The following is a 16283-nucleotide window of genomic DNA, read 5'->3' on the forward strand; positions in this document are numbered from 1 at the left end:
GAACTAAAGCATGCGGTCGGATGCTGACGCAGTTCGCCCTGTAGGGTTGGACGAACGAGATCGGTAAGCGACCCTTCGGCGGAACTCTCGGTGGGAATCGGCCCGGCACAGGGAAAACTGTCGGACCGGCCTCCGCGAGTCCATACAAGCAATAGCACGTTCCCCCAACAGACGGGAGACACGAGCCGCCGAAAAAATTGACCCTACTTACACCCAAGGCAGTAACTATTTGGTCCGGGAATACTTAGTGAGTAGATGGGGTTTGTACCCGGGGTTGTTGCCTGCCATCGCATCCCCCAAAGGTGTACGTTGCCAATCGCCCTCCGGAAGCCTATAGTCACGGCTAAAGGTGAGGTATCCGACCATGCGTCTCCTTAACCTTTCCTCGACCGCAGCGAGCGGACCACGGACCTCCGTCCGGCTGAGGGTGCCTGCCCGCGCCTCCCGCTCTGTCTTGCCCAGCACCAGCCGCCCGAACCTCTTCTCCGGCGATTAGCTACTCTCACACATCCGAAACCTTCTGACTCTGCCCGGACCTTCCGGCAGCCTCGCCGTCTTTGGCGAACCCCGGCACATCTTCCAGCCGGGTACGGCTGTCCTCACCGGGCGTCCCCCTGACCGCCTAGCAGACAGGAAAGAGCCTCAGCAAGACAAGAAAGAGAGTTCCGATGAGCACGATGGTTCTGGAGTACGAACGTACCGCTTCACCGGTCGCCCACGCCCGCTTCGGCCCCAGGCTGAAGGGGCCCATCCCCGGCCCGAAGGCGCAGCAGATCGTCGCCCGCGACGAGGCGCTGCTCTCGCCCAGCTACACGCGCTGCTACCCGCTGGCTGTGAAGCGCGGCGTCGGCTGCCGGATTGAGGACGTCGACGGCAATGAGTTTCTCGACTTCACCGCCGGGATTGCAGTGACCTCAACCGGCCACTGCCACCCGCATGTGGTCCGCGCCATTCAGGAGCAGGCTGCACAGCTGATCCACATGTCCGGCACAGACTTTTACTACGACGTGATGCCCCGGTTCGCGGAGCGTCTGTCGGCTACCGCACCGATGCCCGGGCCGCACCGGTTCTACTTCGGCAACTCCGGCGCCGAGGCCGTGGAGTGCGCCCTGAAGCTGGCGCGTTACCACACCGGACGCCAGCACGTGATCAGCTTCCTCGGCAGCTTCCACGGGCGGACAATGGGCGCGCTGTCCCTGACCGCCTCCAAGGTGCAGCAGCGCCGGCGGTTCGCTCCGCTCGTTCCCGGCGTCACGCACATCCCCTATCCCAACCCGTACCGCGAAGGCGACGGCAGCGCTCGCTCCGCGCATGAGCTGGGTCTTGCCTGCGCACGTTTTTTGGAGGAGAAACTCTTCAAGACGACGCTGCCGCCGGAAGAGGTCGCCGCAATCTTCGTCGAACCGATCCAGGGCGAGGGCGGCTACATCGTCCCGCCGGATTCGTTCCTCAAGGAGCTACGCGCCATCTGCGACAAGCACGGCATCCTTCTGGTCGCCGACGAGATCCAGTCAGGTGCTGGCCGCACCGGCAAGTGGTGGGCGATCGAGCATACCGGTGTCGAGCCGGATATGGTGCTCATCGCCAAAGGCATCGCGTCGGGCATGCCCATCGGCATCTGCATGACGCGCGCCGAGATTATGGACTGGGTGCCCGGATCGCATGGCAGCACATTCAGCGGCAATCCCATCTGCCTCGCGGCTGCGCTCGCGACGATGGATGTTATCGAGAAGGAAGCAATGGCGAACGCTGCAACCGTTGGCGCGGCTGCGCTGGAGCGACTGAGTCACTGGACCTCGCGGCACGCCTGCGTGGGCGATGTGCGCGGTCGCGGTCTGATGATCGGCGTAGAGATTGTGGAGGATCGCATGTCACGCAAACCGGCGCACGATCTGCGCGACCGCATCGTTGATGCAGCCTTTCACCGCGGGCTGCTGCTGCTCGGCTGCGGCGAGAATACGATCCGGCTGTGCCCACCGCTGATCGTCAACCAGCAGGAGATGGATGTCGCGCTCGACATCCTGGAAGATTGCCTTGTAGAGTGCGGCGCGCTCCCCGAGGCGCAACAGGCTGAGGAAGGACCAGCATGACGACCGCTACTGAAACCTCGATTCGCGACGAAGCGCGCGACCTGCTCGCGCAGCTCGTCGTGCGCGAATCGGCCTACACCAACGGCGAGCTCGTCGCGCGAACGCCCATCACCGGCGAAGAGCTCGCGCGCGTCCGAACAACCTCAGACAAAGAAGCAGCGGATGCACTTGACGCTGCACACAAAGCGTTCGAGGCGTGGCGCGACGTGCCCGCGCCGAAACGCGGCGAGCTGGTGCGTCTGCTGGGCGAAGAGCTGCGCGCAAACGTGGATGCGCTCGGCAGGCTGGTCACGCTCGAGGCCGGAAAGATTCTCTCCGAGGGCCACGGAGAAGTGCAGGAGATGATCGACATCTGCACGTTCGCTGCGGGGCTGTCGCGGCAGCTCGCCGGGCTGACGCTGCCCTCGGAGCGCGCGAATCATCGCATGATGGAAACCTGGCATCCGCTCGGCGTGACCGGCATCATCAGCGCTTTCAACTTCCCGGTCGCGGTGTGGAGCTGGAACGCTGCGCTGGCGCTGGTCTGTGGCAACTCCATCGTGTGGAAGCCGTCGGAGAAGACTCCGCTCACGGCGCTCGCCACGCAGGCATTGTTTGAACGCGCATGCGAACGCTTCGGCGCCGTGCCTCCGAATCTCTGCACGCTGCTGATGGGCGATTCAAAGCTCGGCGAGCTGCTCGTCGACAGCCCGCTCGTGCCGCTTGTCTCCGCAACCGGAAGCACTGGCATGGGCCGAGCCGTGGCTCCGCGCCTGGCGAAACGCTTTGCGCGCGCGATTCTTGAACTCGGCGGCAACAACGCCGCGATCGTTTGCGCTTCCGCGGACCTCGACCTTACGCTGCGCGCGATTGCCTTCTCCGCGATGGGCACCGCAGGTCAGCGCTGCACGACGCTGCGCCGGCTCATCGTGCACGAATCTATCTATGACACGCTGACGTCGCGCCTCAAGCAGGTGTACGGTTCCGTGTCGATCGGCGATCCGCGCGAGCCGGGCACCCTCGTCGGTCCGCTTATCGATGAGCGAGCGTTCGACTCCATGCAGAAGGCGCTCGGCGCCGCGCGTTCCGACGGAGCGACTGTCACCGGCGGCGAACGTATCGATGTCAATGAAATGAGCGGTCAGGCGTTCTACGTGCGGCCTGCGCTCGTCGAAATTGCACGCCAATCGGAGGTCGTGAAGCACGAGACCTTTGCCCCGATACTCTACGTGCTGAAATACCGCGAATTCGAAGAGGCGCTCGCCCTGCACAATGATGTTCCGCAAGGACTCTCATCCTCGATCTTTACGCTGAACATGCGCGAGGCCGAGCGCTTCCTCGCCGTGTCCGATTGCGGCATCGCCAACGTGAACATTGGCACCTCCGGCGCGGAAATAGGCGGTGCGTTCGGCGGCGAAAAGGACACCGGCGGCGGCCGCGAGTCCGGTTCCGACGCATGGAAGCAGTACATGCGCCGCGCGAGCAACACCATCAACTACGGCACCGATCTTCCGCTAGCGCAGGGTGTCAGCTTCGATATCGATTAGCGATTCGAAAAAAGAACAAATTTGGCCGCGCGGATCTCGTGACAAACTGGCTGGGACGCTTTGCTTCATTTAACACGTCCTGGGAGTCCGGTCCGATGATTCGCCTTCGCACGCTGAGCCTTGCGCTCTTCATTGCTGTATCCGCGCCGTTGGTTGCTCAAACTTCATCTGCTGATCGTCCGTGGATGAATACTGCCCTTCCGCTTGAGCAGCGCGTGAATTCGCTCCTCTCGCAGATGACGCTTGAAGAAAAGGTGCAGCAGATGCGCGACCACGCGCCGGCCATCCCGCGGCTCGGCGTGCCTGCATATTTCTGGTGGAACGAGGGCAATCACGGCGTAGCAGTGTCCGGGACTGCGACGAACTTTCCGCAGGTGATCGGCATGGCCGCGACGTGGGACTCGGCGCTCGTACATCACGAAGCCGAAGCGATCTCCACTGAAGCGAGAGCGAAGTACAACGAGGCGATCCGCCACGATCAGCACGAGCAGTTCTTCGGCCTGACCTTCTGGGCGCCGAACATCAACATCTTCCGCGATCCGCGCTGGGGCCGCGGCCAGGAGACCTACGGCGAGGACCCATTCCTCACCGGGCGAATGGCCGTTGCGTTCGTCTCCGGCATGCAAGGCACCGACCCGAATTACTTCCGCGTGGTCTCCACGCCCAAACACTTCGCTGTGCACTCCGGACCTGAGACGACGCGGCACCGGGCCAACGTCGACGTCTCCGCGCATGACCTCGAAGACACCTACCTGCCGGCTTTTCGCGCCGCTGTGACTGAAGCCAATGCGCAGTCCGTGATGTGCGCGTACAACTCGATTGACGGCGCGCCTGCGTGTGCCAACACGATGTTGCTTCGCGAGCACCTGCGCGACGATTGGAAGTTCTCCGGCTATGTCGTCAGCGATTGCGCCGCCGTCGCCGACATCAACACTGGTCACCGCTACGCGCCGGACATGGCGCACGCGGCCGCGGATGCCGTGAAGGCCGGCACGGACCTCGAGTGCGGTTTCGGCAAAGGCCAGGCATTTCCCGCGCTGGTCGACGCCGTGCATCAGGGCCTGATCACCGAGGCCGGACTCGACAACTCTCTGCACCGTCTCTTCCGCGCGCGGTTCAAGCTCGGCATGTTTGACCCGCCCTCCAGCTTTGCGTATGGCCGCATTCCGTTCAGCGAGGTCAACTCCTCTGAACACCGCGCACTCTCACTTCAGGCCGCGCGTGAATCTATGGTGCTGCTGAAGAACGCGAATCACACGCTTCCGCTAAACGCGTCGATTCGCAGCATTGCGGTGATCGGTCCCGAGGCTGAACTCATCCAATCGCTGCAGGGCAACTACAACGGGCCGCCGCCCTCGCCCGTGTACCCCGTCGATGGCATCGAGAAGCGCTTCTCCACCGCGACGATCCACTACGCGCAGGGCTCGACACTCGTGGATGGCTTCGCGCTCCCAATCGAGCACACGGCGTTGCATCCGGCGAGCGGCGACGGCGACGGCCTGACGGGCGAATACTTTGCCTCGCCCGATCTAAGCGGACAGCCTGTGCTCACACGCACCGATCGCCGCATCAATTTCAACTGGGACAAGGTCATTCCGGTTCCGGGCCTGCAACGCAACAACTGGTCCGTTCGCTGGAGTGGCATCTTCACGCCGCCTGCGCCCGGGAACTACAAGCTCGGCGTGCGGATCAACTATTGCTACGCGTGCGAGAACGCTGAGGGCTTCCGTCTCTATCTCGATGGCAACCTCCTTGTGCAGAACTCCGGCAAAACTGCGGAGCGCGGCGCAGCCTTCGACGCTCCCGTGAGCTTCAGCGACACGCGACCGCATGCGATCCGCCTTGAATATCTCCACGGAACGGGCTCAGCCGGAATCGACCTCACCTGGCAAGCGCCTGCAGAGGCTCTGCGTGATGAGGCCATCGCCGCCGCGAAGAACTCGGACGTGGCGATTGCGTTCGTTGGGCTTTCACCGTCGCTCGAAGGCGAAGAGATGCCGGTGCATCTCGATGGCTTCTCCGGTGGAGACCGCACCAGCATCGAGCTGCCTGAAGCACAGCAGGATCTGCTGAAGGCCATTGCCGCAACCGGCAAGCCGCTCATCGTTGTACTGCAGAACGGCAGTGCGCTCGCGGTCAATTGGGCACAGCAGAACGCAGCGGCCATCCTCGAAGCCTGGTACCCCGGCGAAGCTGGCGGCACAGCCATCGCGGAGACGCTCGCCGGCGACAACAACCCCGCCGGACGGCTGCCGCTTACTTTTTACGCGTCACTTGACCAGCTTCCGCCGTTCGAAGACTACGCGATGGAGCATCGCACCTATCGATACTTCACCGGACAGCCCCTCTACAGCTTCGGCTATGGCCTCAGCTACACAACGTTTTCCTACAGCCATCTGCATTTGCCGTCGAGCGTTCGAAGCGGCGACAGCGTCACTGTCGAGGCAGAGCTTAGAAACAGCGGCAACGTTGCGGGCGATGAGGTCGCCCAGCTCTACCTCACGCAACCTCGCGGATACCAGACGCCCCTCCGCAAGCTGGTAGGCTTCCAGCGCGTTCACCTCGCGCCGGGCGGGTCCACTCATCTCACACTGACCATTGATCCACGATCACTCAGCCAGGTCGACGAGAAGGGCAACCATGTCATTATTCCCGGCGAGTACACCATTTCGCTCGGCAGCACACAGCCGGTCGAAGGCGTGACTACGCTCTCGGGCCACTTCAGTGTCACAGGACAAAGCGAACTGCCGAAGTAAATGAGCGGCTATCTCAAATGCATTGGTATCAATACATACCGTTCAGATATGGAAATACCTGCTCGCGAACGCGATGAAAGTGGGCCAGTTTGGGAGCGGCGTATGCCCTTCGCTATGCTGCCGAAACGCCAGATCGCCGCCAACATCCGGAGTTAGCACGGGCGGAAATTCCGTCGAACTCAGCCCTTTCGCGCCAAGCAGTTTGTACACCGGCCCTGCGGCCACCTCGGCCATAAACATGCCGCGGGCATCCACCCACCCGTCTCCCTTTTCCGGTATACCCGCACTCACAAACACTGGCCGGGGCGCGCACAATGCAATCAGTTCATGTGCATCGACAGGAAGATCGCTCCACTGCTCCGGTCCGCCATACCTCAGAAAATTACCGGCCATCCAGTGATATTCACTCTTATCGGTGAGGTTCTCGACCGTCTCGCCCCAGTTCCGGCGGCTCAGCTTTGCCCCGCCCTCGCCCGACGAACTGATATACCCGATCGCGAATCGCTGATCGTACGCTTCGGTGACCAGCGCGGCCTTGCCAAATCGCGAATGCCCGGTGATTCCAACCTCTTTCGCATTCACCGCCGGATCGGTCTCGAAGTAATCCATCGCGCGTGAGCCAGCCCACGCCCATGCGCGGAGCGCTCCCCAATCGTCCGGCTTGCGCGGCTGGCCATGATTGCATAGCCCAATGATTCCCTCGGTGAGCCCCGCGCCGTTGTCCGCCTGGACGGTGTACGGCGCCAGTACCGCATAGCCCCAGCCCTTCGTCAGCAGCATCTCCTGCCAGGTTGGTCCGGGCGGTGGCGGAGGCAGCGGAAACGGTGGCTTGCCGATAAATCCATATTCCAGGATGACCGGCACAGGCCCTTTTGCGTTGGCTGGCGTGGTCAATTCCATCTGTATATTGACATCAATTAATGGGTATGCGGAATTGTCTACATGCCCCACCAGCGACTTCGTTACAGTAGGCACGCCGGCGTCTTCGCCGCGTTTTGTCGCGATGACCTCCCAATGCACAGCGGGAGTACGCGCCGGCACGCGGCCGTAGATCTCGCGATCGAACAATTCCACAATCTGCGGCCGCCGCACCTGCCACCACATCTTTGCTGTGGTCACGCGCTTGCCGTCATTGGTCACCAATGGATCGGGCAGCTTGGGGTACGGATTCGCCTTGGCCTCGTCGTAATTCGCGGAGTTCGGCAGGTCCTTGTGATATCCGTCGCGCCCGGGACGCAGCTCTTTGATTCCCAGCAGGTCCATCATCCGTTGATGGTCCTGTTCCGCCGTGAGGTGCACGATTGGCGGATACTTCTCTGTCGCTTGTGGCGCAGGAGTCGTCTCCTGCGCAGTCAATACCGCCGCAAACAACATGGACACGCAGACTCCGATAGCCAACCACCGCACACCCGTCATCACAAGCCTTTCAAGTTAGCGAAAAACGAGCGGCCCTCACGAGCCGCTCGCAGTGACAGCCGTCCTTCGGAGTAGCCCTTTAGAAGTTGAATCGCCCGCTGAACTGCAGCGTACGGGTGCCCGCGGTTGGAGAGTACGGGGCACCGAAGCTCGTTATGTAGCCAAACGTAGAGCCACCCACCGTTGCATTCGGGTTGTTCAGCAGAGCATGATTCAGCACATTGAAGGCCTCTGCTCTGAGCTGGAACTCGCTCTCCCGCCAGATGTGGAATCCGCGGAAGATGCTGGCGTTGATCTGCGTAACGCCAGGTCCACGGAACTCATTACGGTGCGTGTTGCCGAAGTGCGGACTCACGATGGTGCCAGGGACTGCTGTTGCACTGTTGGTTGGCTCCACTGGGTTTGCAAACGCTGTCGTATCAAACCAGGTGTTACCGCCTGTGACGTTAGAACCAGCACCACGTGCATGACCACTGAGTTGACGATACGGCTTGACCAGGTCGGCGAATTCCGCGTTACCCGGCGCGTTGAGCGCATTGGTACTTGCGCTCACCGAGAACGGTGCACCGCTCACATGGCTAAGTTGCCCGTTCACCTGGAAGCCACCAAAGATCGCGCTCGCCACACCGTGGTTTGCCCACCGTTGATCCCTGCCCCACGGCAGATGGTAGATCCACCAGAACTGCAGGTTGTTCGTGCGATCGTAGCCGGCAGAAGCCCGGTTGCGGGACCAGTATGCAGGGTAGGCGAACGACGGCCCAGTTGAGCCAGACCCCGCACCGTTGTCGTCGAAATCAAAGGCGTGGGACCAGGTGTAGATAAGTCCGTACTGAGCCAGGCGACCAGCGCGACGCGAAAGCTGAGACTGCAGAGCGTTGTAGTTGGAGCTGAACGTCGGAGCGTTCATCGTAATGCCGCCGGTGTTGTAGCAGATGCCCTGAGCATTGCCTGTTGTGCCGGCAGGGCATGGCGCACCGATATTGATAGTCTCGTTTGCGGCAGAGTTGCAGGGGTTCGTTCCGGGAGTTCCGTTGTAGTACGGCGAGGACGGATTGAACTGGCCGTTCGCCATGCAAACCGACGAGCCGCTGGGTAACGGCGCCGAGTTCAGGGTATAGTTTGCGGGCTGGCGTACCTCATGGGTGCCAACGTATCCGATGTTTGCGACGAAGCCGGAGCCAAGGTCCTGCTCGACGAACAGGTTCCAACTCTCGATATACCCACGCCGGTAATTCGCTGGCAGTGTATTGGTAGATCCGCTCACAGGCAGCGAGACAATTCCGGCTGCAACATTGGGCAGAACCGGCGTTGGAATTCCCACCGAGAGAGGCAACGCCTGACCGGCATTGACGGCAATGGTATCGGTTCCGGAGCCTGAGAATGAGGGGGCCTGGTCCATCGGATAAGAGTCACGCAGGAAGCGCATACTGTCCGGATCGGAAGTGATACCACCGCCTGTGCGGACCACCAATCGGTCGGTGACCCGGTAAGCGATACCAAGACGCGGCACGATCTGTCCCCAGCCCACATTGACACCGGCGCTCTCAGGGTTTCCGTTCACACCGCCGATGATGACGTTTCCCGATTGTGGCAATGTTGGGTCAAGACGATAAATGCCCGAATGGTCTCTGTAGGCCACCGGATAGAACTCGTAACGAGCGCCGTAATTCAGCGTCAGCCTCGGCGTGATTTGCCACTGGTCCTGCGCATAGGCCGCGAGTTCGGTCCAGCGCATTGAGTTCGGGTTGTAGAGTTGAACTGCCTTCTGGACCGAAGGGTTGCCGTTATAGTTCGGCAAACCGAGCAGGAAATCTGCAAACGCAAGGTAGGAGTTTTGCAGACTCGTGCTGTTGGTCGTCATGCCGCCCTGGAAGTAGAAGCCGCCGCGCGGATTCACAATCGCGCCGCCGCCTGTGGGCTGAAAGTGGTTCAGGTCAAAGTGATAGTACGTAAAACCGTACTTGGTGGAATGTTTGCCAAGATTCCAGCTCACGTTGATGTCCGCGGTGAACTGGTTATCGCGGAACAGGAATGGATTCGCAGTCTGCGCGTTGCCGAGCGTCGATAACCCGGGAGCGCCGCTGCTGGTTTCTCCATAGAAAGCGAGAACCGGCTGACCCACATAATTGGGCCCGATTCCGTTGGTTCCGGGAATGCCGAGCGTATTCAGGCCGAAGTCGCCGTCCGCGATATCCAGCACTGACTGAGCGCCGGTCACTTGACGGGTATAACCGCCGTCCGCGTCGACCACCAGTCTCGATGTGATGACATGGCTGAAGTCAATTCCCACATTCTGCATGCGGCCTGCAGCGGCGCCGGGTTGGCCACCATCCAGAGGAGCGCCACCTGCACCGCCAAGCGGCTGAGGATCAAGAGCAGAGAAAGGTTGAATGCTGTAGTGACCAAACAGGCTGGTCCTGTCACTCGGGTTGTACGTCACCTTGGAATCCGACGCGTTGCGGTTGTAAGCAAACGTGCCAGAGGCCGGATAATCCTGAAATAGCTGATTGTTGAGTTGCGTCGGTGTCGGCGTACCCACTACTGACGAGATCGGCTGAAGCAAAGCTGCCATTTTGGCCGAACCCGGGAACTGACGTGATGCGGGGATGCAATTGCAGCCATACTCTGACATGAATGTCGGCCGCAGTCCCACATTGAGGTAGCCGTTGGTGCAGGTAGACGGAGTGCAAACAAGGCCTGGCGGCTGAGGATCATACAGCGTGCCATTCGCTGAGCCGGCGAGACCCGCAACTTCTGAGAAATCACCACTCAGCATCTTGGTGTCCACAACCGTATCCAGGCCGGAAAGCAACTGCCGCCGCGTCGTCCGATCAAAGTCCTGGAAGAAGAACAGCTTGCTCTTTCCCGTCAGAATCTTCGGTATGTACACCGGTCCGCCGATGGAGAAACCAAACTCGTTGTAGATGTTTTTGGGAATCCTGGGATAAGCCGCTTGCGTAATCGTGTAGCCGCGGGCATTTACATTGGAGAGCTGGTTGTACTCCCACGCGCTGCCGTGCAGGGCGTTCGTTCCGCTCTTCAGGATGACGTTGATGGACGCGCCGCCCGCCACGCCCTGCTCGGCATTGAAGGAGTTGGTAGTGAAGTTCACGGTTTCAATACCGTCAGCCGGGGGGATATACGCCACCAGATACGGCAACCATCCATAGTCGTTGATCGCCCCGTCGATGCGGGTGGTGTTGCCATTCGCCGAAATGCCATTCACGTTGGCCATAAAGGAGCGCGCAGGATTGCCGGCCGTGGAGTTGTTCTCCTGCACGTTTGTGGTTCCCGGGATCAGCGAGTAGAGCGACTGAAAGTTACGTCCCTGCGAGGATGTGATCGGCAGTTGCGCAAGTTCGGTCTGCGAGATCTGGTGGTTCACCTCCGCCGTCTCCGTCTGCAGGATCGGCGCTGACGTGTCCACCGTCACCTCCGCATTCACGCTCGCCGGCTGCAGCGCGGCATTCACGCGCACAACGCTGTTCACCTCAACCGCGACGTTCTTTTGCGTGTATCCGCCGAAGCTCGCCATCGGAGCAATTGAAATCGTGTACGGCCCGGGCTCAAGGTTCGGCACCGTGTACTCGCCGTGCCCAGCCGTGGTCGTCTGGCGGGTTTCGCCGTTCGCCTGGTTCGTGACCGTGACCTTGGCGTTCGGAATGTCGGCGCCGGTCGGGTCCGTCACCTCTCCGGTGATTGTTCCGTAGAGCACCTGTGCCCCGGCCCGATTCGCGCCCGCGCCCGCGAGCACTGCCAGGACCAGAACCGCCACTCCCCGGACGATCAACCCCACTCGCCCCTGCTTATTTCCCGTCTCGATGACGCGCATATTCGGTCCTCCATAAGAAGCAATACCTGCAGCTTATTCCGGTGCGCCGGACCGCACACAACCGGCTAATCCGCTCTTTTTTATGCGTCCCGAACTTTAGGCTTCGCGGAGAGAGACTGTCAAGGATTTTTCGCGGCAGGTTCCCTCGGAAATACGCAATTTCTGCAATGTTTGCTTGAAATTTTCACTATCCAGCCTCTCGCGACGCGAGCCGCCGCCCGCGCTCCCGCAAAGGGACCGGTATCCGCAGAATGCCGTGAAGGCAAATATTTGTGGAGGGTCGCAGTTATGTCGCGGCACGCAACGAGGACGCGCAGTGCACCTGGCTGACAGCCAGTTTCACTCTGCGTGTGCTGCCGTACCCGCCGTCTCCGGGTCCGACTGGCTGCGTCCCCGCGGCCGCGAGTGCATGTGCGTCCGGTGATAACCCGAATGCCGCTGCAGAACCAGTGCCGCCGCTCCCCTCAACCGCGCAAACTCGGGGTTCAGCGTCGTCATCACCCGCGGAGCCGGTCCCGCCAGCATCTGGCGCTTCAGCTCCTTCTCCACAATCGGTCCAAACCGCTGCCATGCCGACGTCAGCTCGCCCGTGAACAGAATCACCTCCGGCGACAACGCCGCCGTGATCGCGTGCAGACCGCGTCCCAGGTACTCCGCCTGCCGGCTCAGCGCCTGCACAGCAGCCGGGTCGTCGTCGACCGCCAGGTTCAGCAGCCGAGTTCCCGTCATGCCGCTGTCTTCCTTGCCCTTCGCTTCGTTGTAATACCGCACCGCCGCGCGCGTGGATGCAAACATCTCCCAGCATCCGGTCCGCCCGCAGCCGCACTTCAATCCCGTGGGGTCCAGGACCACGTGCCCAAATTCCCCCGCCAGGCCACCGTGCCCCGTAATCATCTGGCCGTTGCTCAGCACAGCCGTGCCAATACCTTCCGAGATCGCGACCAGCACGGCGTCGCTTACACCATCCAGCCGGCCGGACCACACCTCCGCAATCAGGCAGGCGTTGGCCTCGTTCTCCATCTCCACCTTCAGCCCCAGCGCCGACTCAATCAGGCCGCCGATCTCGTGCCCCGCCCAACGCAGGTTCGGAGCCAGCACCAACTGTTGTGTCACCGGATCCACTCGTCCCGGCATGCTCAGGCCCACGCCTTCGAATGTCTTCGTCGGATGCATCTCGCGCATCCGCTCCAGCGCCGCAATCAGCTCCGGCATCGCGCGGTCTACATTCGACGGCAGCACAATCGCTTTCTGCGAAAGCAGGCGGCTGTTCATGTCCACCACCGCAATCGTCGCCTGCTCCGGCCGCACATCGACCGCCAGCATCACGATGTCTTCGTTCAGCGACAACAGAGTCGGCCGGCGGCCGCGCGGCAGCCGCTGCGTTCCGCCCTCCACCACCCATCCCTCTTCAATCAACTCCTCAACAATCGACGAAACCGTGCTCGGGTACAGGCCCGACGCCCTCGCCAGCTCTACGCGCGCCACCGGTTGCTTCGCGCGCACCAGCTCCAGGATCACGTCGCGGTTAATGTCGCGTGCCACCTCGCTCGACGCCAGCCTGACGTATGCCAGGTCTGCGCGTCGCAACGCGTGCGTGGTTCCGTGCGCCGCCGGCTGCCTTCCCCCGTTTGTCTCCGTGTTCTTCGCCACGTCGTTGCTCCTTACCCAACTTTGTTCTTCAACGCAATCCTGCAGCTACACCTGCATGAAAACTCTCCGGCGGACCCAGGTAGCTTGGCCGCAGCCGACCATAACTCAGCACAACTCTCTCGACGACCACGGCCGGATCAACCGCCCACACCTTCAGCGTGTGATACCCGGCCGTCGCAATCGTCAGCGGCACACTCACACGCCGCACACCATCGCTCACGGCTTCCGCCCACTCCTTGTCCGTGTTGTTCCCCAGAGCATCCACCATCGTTCGCGGGCCATCATCAACCGATACCGCGAAACGCAACCCCCGCCCCGGAACAAAGTTCAGCGTCGGCGAAAGCATCATCTGCAGCTCGAATTTCCCGGCGTCATAAAGGTACATCCTGTAGTCCAACGATGTCCCGGAATTCGCTTCGCTCGCCGCCGTGACCGGAAACACCGTCATCCCGGACTTCGTCTCGCCATACCCCGGCAACTCCACCCAATGCATTGTTCCGTTCGCTGCATCGTCAGCCGTCCGAGCCGTCGTGTCCGCCGCCTCCATCGCGACATACCCGTCGCTCTCGACAAATCCCTGTGCATTCTCCCGCGTGATCGGCAATCTCTTCGCACGCAGCGTGTACACCACCGGCCGCGCATCGCCGGAACTCACGGTCGCTGTTCCATCTGCCTCGTCGCCCGGAACCTTGCTCCAGTCCACGCTCACCACAACGCTCTGCTCCGCAGACTCCAGCATTCCCTCACTCTTCGACACCATCAGCCACGACGCACTCGTTTTCACCGCGAACGGCACCGGCGTCTTGCCGCGATCAAATAGCGTTAACGTGCGCGTCTGCTGATTCACTGAATCCACCGTTCCCAGCGAAAACTCAAACCGCCCGCCCACACGCGTAAACATCGCATCCTCAGCGCTCACGCCGAGCGATCCCTCCTGCGGAACCTGCACCCAGCTCACCGCCGGCATCACATTCACCGGTGGATCGTTCCAGCTCACGTAGCCAATATGTGTCTGGTCCATCATGTGGTCCCACTTCCCATTCATCAGGCTGTGGTTGTACTCCTCGCTCAGCGTCGCGTCCTTCGCGAACATGCGCTGGACATCCGACGCCTCATCATTGGCCTTCGGATTTCCCAGCCGCGCGTCCAGCGCATTGCGCCCGGCAGTGATGTACATCTCCGTCAGATTGGCGCAAGCATCGACCGGATACTGGATCAGTTCGAAGTAGCTGGCCCGCTCGTTCTCCGGAAGCTCCGTCGCAAGCTTGTCCACGCGGCGCGCGAGCCCGTCCCACTCCTCATATACGCGATCCGCCTCGTGATAGTTCGCCAGACTGAACGTCGTCGGATCAATTAATTCCGGCTTCCGCCTGCCGTTGTAGCGCGTGTACTCCTCCATCTCGTTCGCAATCTCCCGCGCATGCTCCGGGCCGAACTCCCGCTTAGCCCAATCGAGCGTGAACTCGTCGAGATGGTCCCCGCCGTCGCGGGTATAGCCCCAGCGCTGCGGCGTCCTCGCATAGCTCAGGAGAAACTCCATCGGAAATTCCATCGGCTTGCCGTCGCCGACGTTCACCACCCACAACCGGTCCGCGCCATACTCCAGCGCCAGGTGCATTTGCTCCTGTGTCTTGGTGATAGGCACCGTGTTCAGCCACTTGTACGAGCGCGGCCCACCCACGTAGTCGAAGTGGTAATAAATCCCCGCGCCACCGCTGCGCTTGCGCTCCTCCGCCGTGGGCAGCCGCCGCAGATCGCCCCAGTTGTCATCGCTCCACAGCAGCGTCACATCGTCCGGCACGCGCATGCCTTTCTCGTAATACCCCTGGACCTCCTTGTACAGAGCCCACACCTGCGGCACCTTCGCCAAATCCGGATTGACCGTCTCCTTCAAAATCTGCCGCTGGTCCGCAACAATCTTCTCCAGCAATTGGGTGTTCGCACCGGCGGACATCGGCGTATCGTTTTCTCCGCGCATGCCGAGCGTCACAACCTCTTCATAGTTCTTGTCGCGCTCCATCCCCGCACGCCAGAAGTCATCAATCTCCTTCTGATTCGTCGTGTAATCCCACTTGCCGTGATCCCCGCGCGTCCACTCCTTCTCCGCGCGCATCATCGGCTCCTCATGCGAGGTCCCCATCACAATCCCGTACTCATCCGCCAGCTTCGGGTTCTCCGGATCGTCCATCGCAAATGCGTTGTTCCACATCGCCGGCCAAAGGAAGTTCGCCTTCAGCCGCAGCAGCAACTCAAACACCTTCGTGTAGAACTCATGATTCATCCCGCCGAACTTCTCCTTCGTCCACCCTGACAGGCACGGCGCCTCATCGTTGAAGAAGATTCCTCGATACTTCACCGCCGGCACCGGCTGCACCACTCGCCCCGGCATCACGTACAGCGCATCCTGATGCGGCACCCGAACATCCGCCCACCAGTACCACGGCGACACCCCGATCTGCTCGCTCAGGTCATAGATCCCGTAGATCGTGCCGCGCTTGTCTGCACCCGCAATCACCAGCGCACGCCGCACACCCGGCATCGGATGCTCGACGATCGTCGTCACCCCGGACTCCCACTTGCCCGCGACATCGCTCACATCCAGCTTCTTCGCCTTCACCAGCGCGTCAATCAGCGGACTCTTTCCAATCGTCCCGATGATCACGACATCCTCACCCTTCGCGGCCGCAACATCCTTGACCACCGCCGCTGCACGCCCCGTCACCCGCCCCACGTCCGCGCTTAGGTCGCCCACGGCCCGCACCACGCCCGGCCAGTCCTTATCGCTCACCAGCAGCGCCGCAGATCGCCCGTCGGCTTCCAGCACAAACCCTCCGCGCACCGGCGCCGTACTCACATATTTCGACTCACCCAGACCCCAGGCCCGCACCGATCCCATCACCAGCGCCACGACGATCAAAGCAACACGCATTTCCACCCTGAAATCCATCCTCTATCGGTCGAGGCCACCTTACACCCGCTCGATACTTTGTGTCTCGAAGAAAATGCAGCGTCT

7 protein-coding genes are annotated in these 16283 nt (G+C 61.5%); 3 read left to right on the forward strand and 4 right to left on the reverse strand.

All coding sequences use genetic code 11. The features are described 5' to 3' along the window. Positions 1–668 precede the first annotated feature (668 nt). From VGU25_00815 to VGU25_00825, 3 genes are all read left to right on the forward strand, one after another. Positions 669–2090: an acetyl ornithine aminotransferase family protein gene (locus tag VGU25_00815; protein ID HEV2575723.1), complete on the forward strand. Its 1422-nt coding sequence runs from the start codon at positions 669–671 to the stop codon at positions 2088–2090. After that, entirely contained in the window at positions 2087–3616 is a 1530-nt protein-coding gene (locus VGU25_00820) for an aldehyde dehydrogenase family protein (GenBank protein ID HEV2575724.1), read from the forward strand. The genes VGU25_00815 and VGU25_00820 overlap by 4 nt, the downstream gene beginning before the upstream one ends. Positions 3617–3711: 95 nt before the next feature. Next, positions 3712–6372, forward strand: a complete 2661-nt coding sequence (locus VGU25_00825) for a glycoside hydrolase family 3 C-terminal domain-containing protein (protein HEV2575725.1) — start codon at positions 3712–3714, stop codon at positions 6370–6372. A gap of 42 nt (positions 6373–6414) precedes the next feature. Here the strand turns inward: VGU25_00825 and VGU25_00830 are convergent, their stop codons facing one another. From VGU25_00830 to VGU25_00845, 4 genes are all read right to left on the reverse strand, one after another. Beyond that, entirely contained in the window at positions 6415–7746 is a 1332-nt protein-coding gene (locus tag VGU25_00830) for an acetylxylan esterase (protein ID HEV2575726.1), read from the reverse strand. 121 nt (positions 7747–7867) lie between these two features. Then, positions 7868–11620 carry a TonB-dependent receptor gene (locus tag VGU25_00835; protein ID HEV2575727.1) on the reverse strand — a complete coding sequence of 1251 codons (3753 nt, stop codon included), beginning with the start codon at positions 11618–11620 and terminating at the stop codon, positions 7868–7870. Between the two features lie 339 nt (positions 11621–11959). Then, positions 11960–13270: an ROK family transcriptional regulator gene (locus VGU25_00840; protein ID HEV2575728.1), complete on the reverse strand. Its 1311-nt coding sequence runs from the start codon at positions 13268–13270 to the stop codon at positions 11960–11962. A 28-nt stretch (positions 13271–13298) separates the two neighbouring features. Beyond that, positions 13299–16199 carry a glycosyl hydrolase 115 family protein gene (locus VGU25_00845; protein HEV2575729.1) on the reverse strand — a complete coding sequence of 967 codons (2901 nt, stop codon included), beginning with the start codon at positions 16197–16199 and terminating at the stop codon, positions 13299–13301. Positions 16200–16283 lie beyond the last annotated feature (84 nt).

Source organism: Acidobacteriaceae bacterium (genome assembly GCA_035944135.1).
Classification (GTDB): domain Bacteria; phylum Acidobacteriota; class Terriglobia; order Terriglobales; family Acidobacteriaceae; genus Granulicella.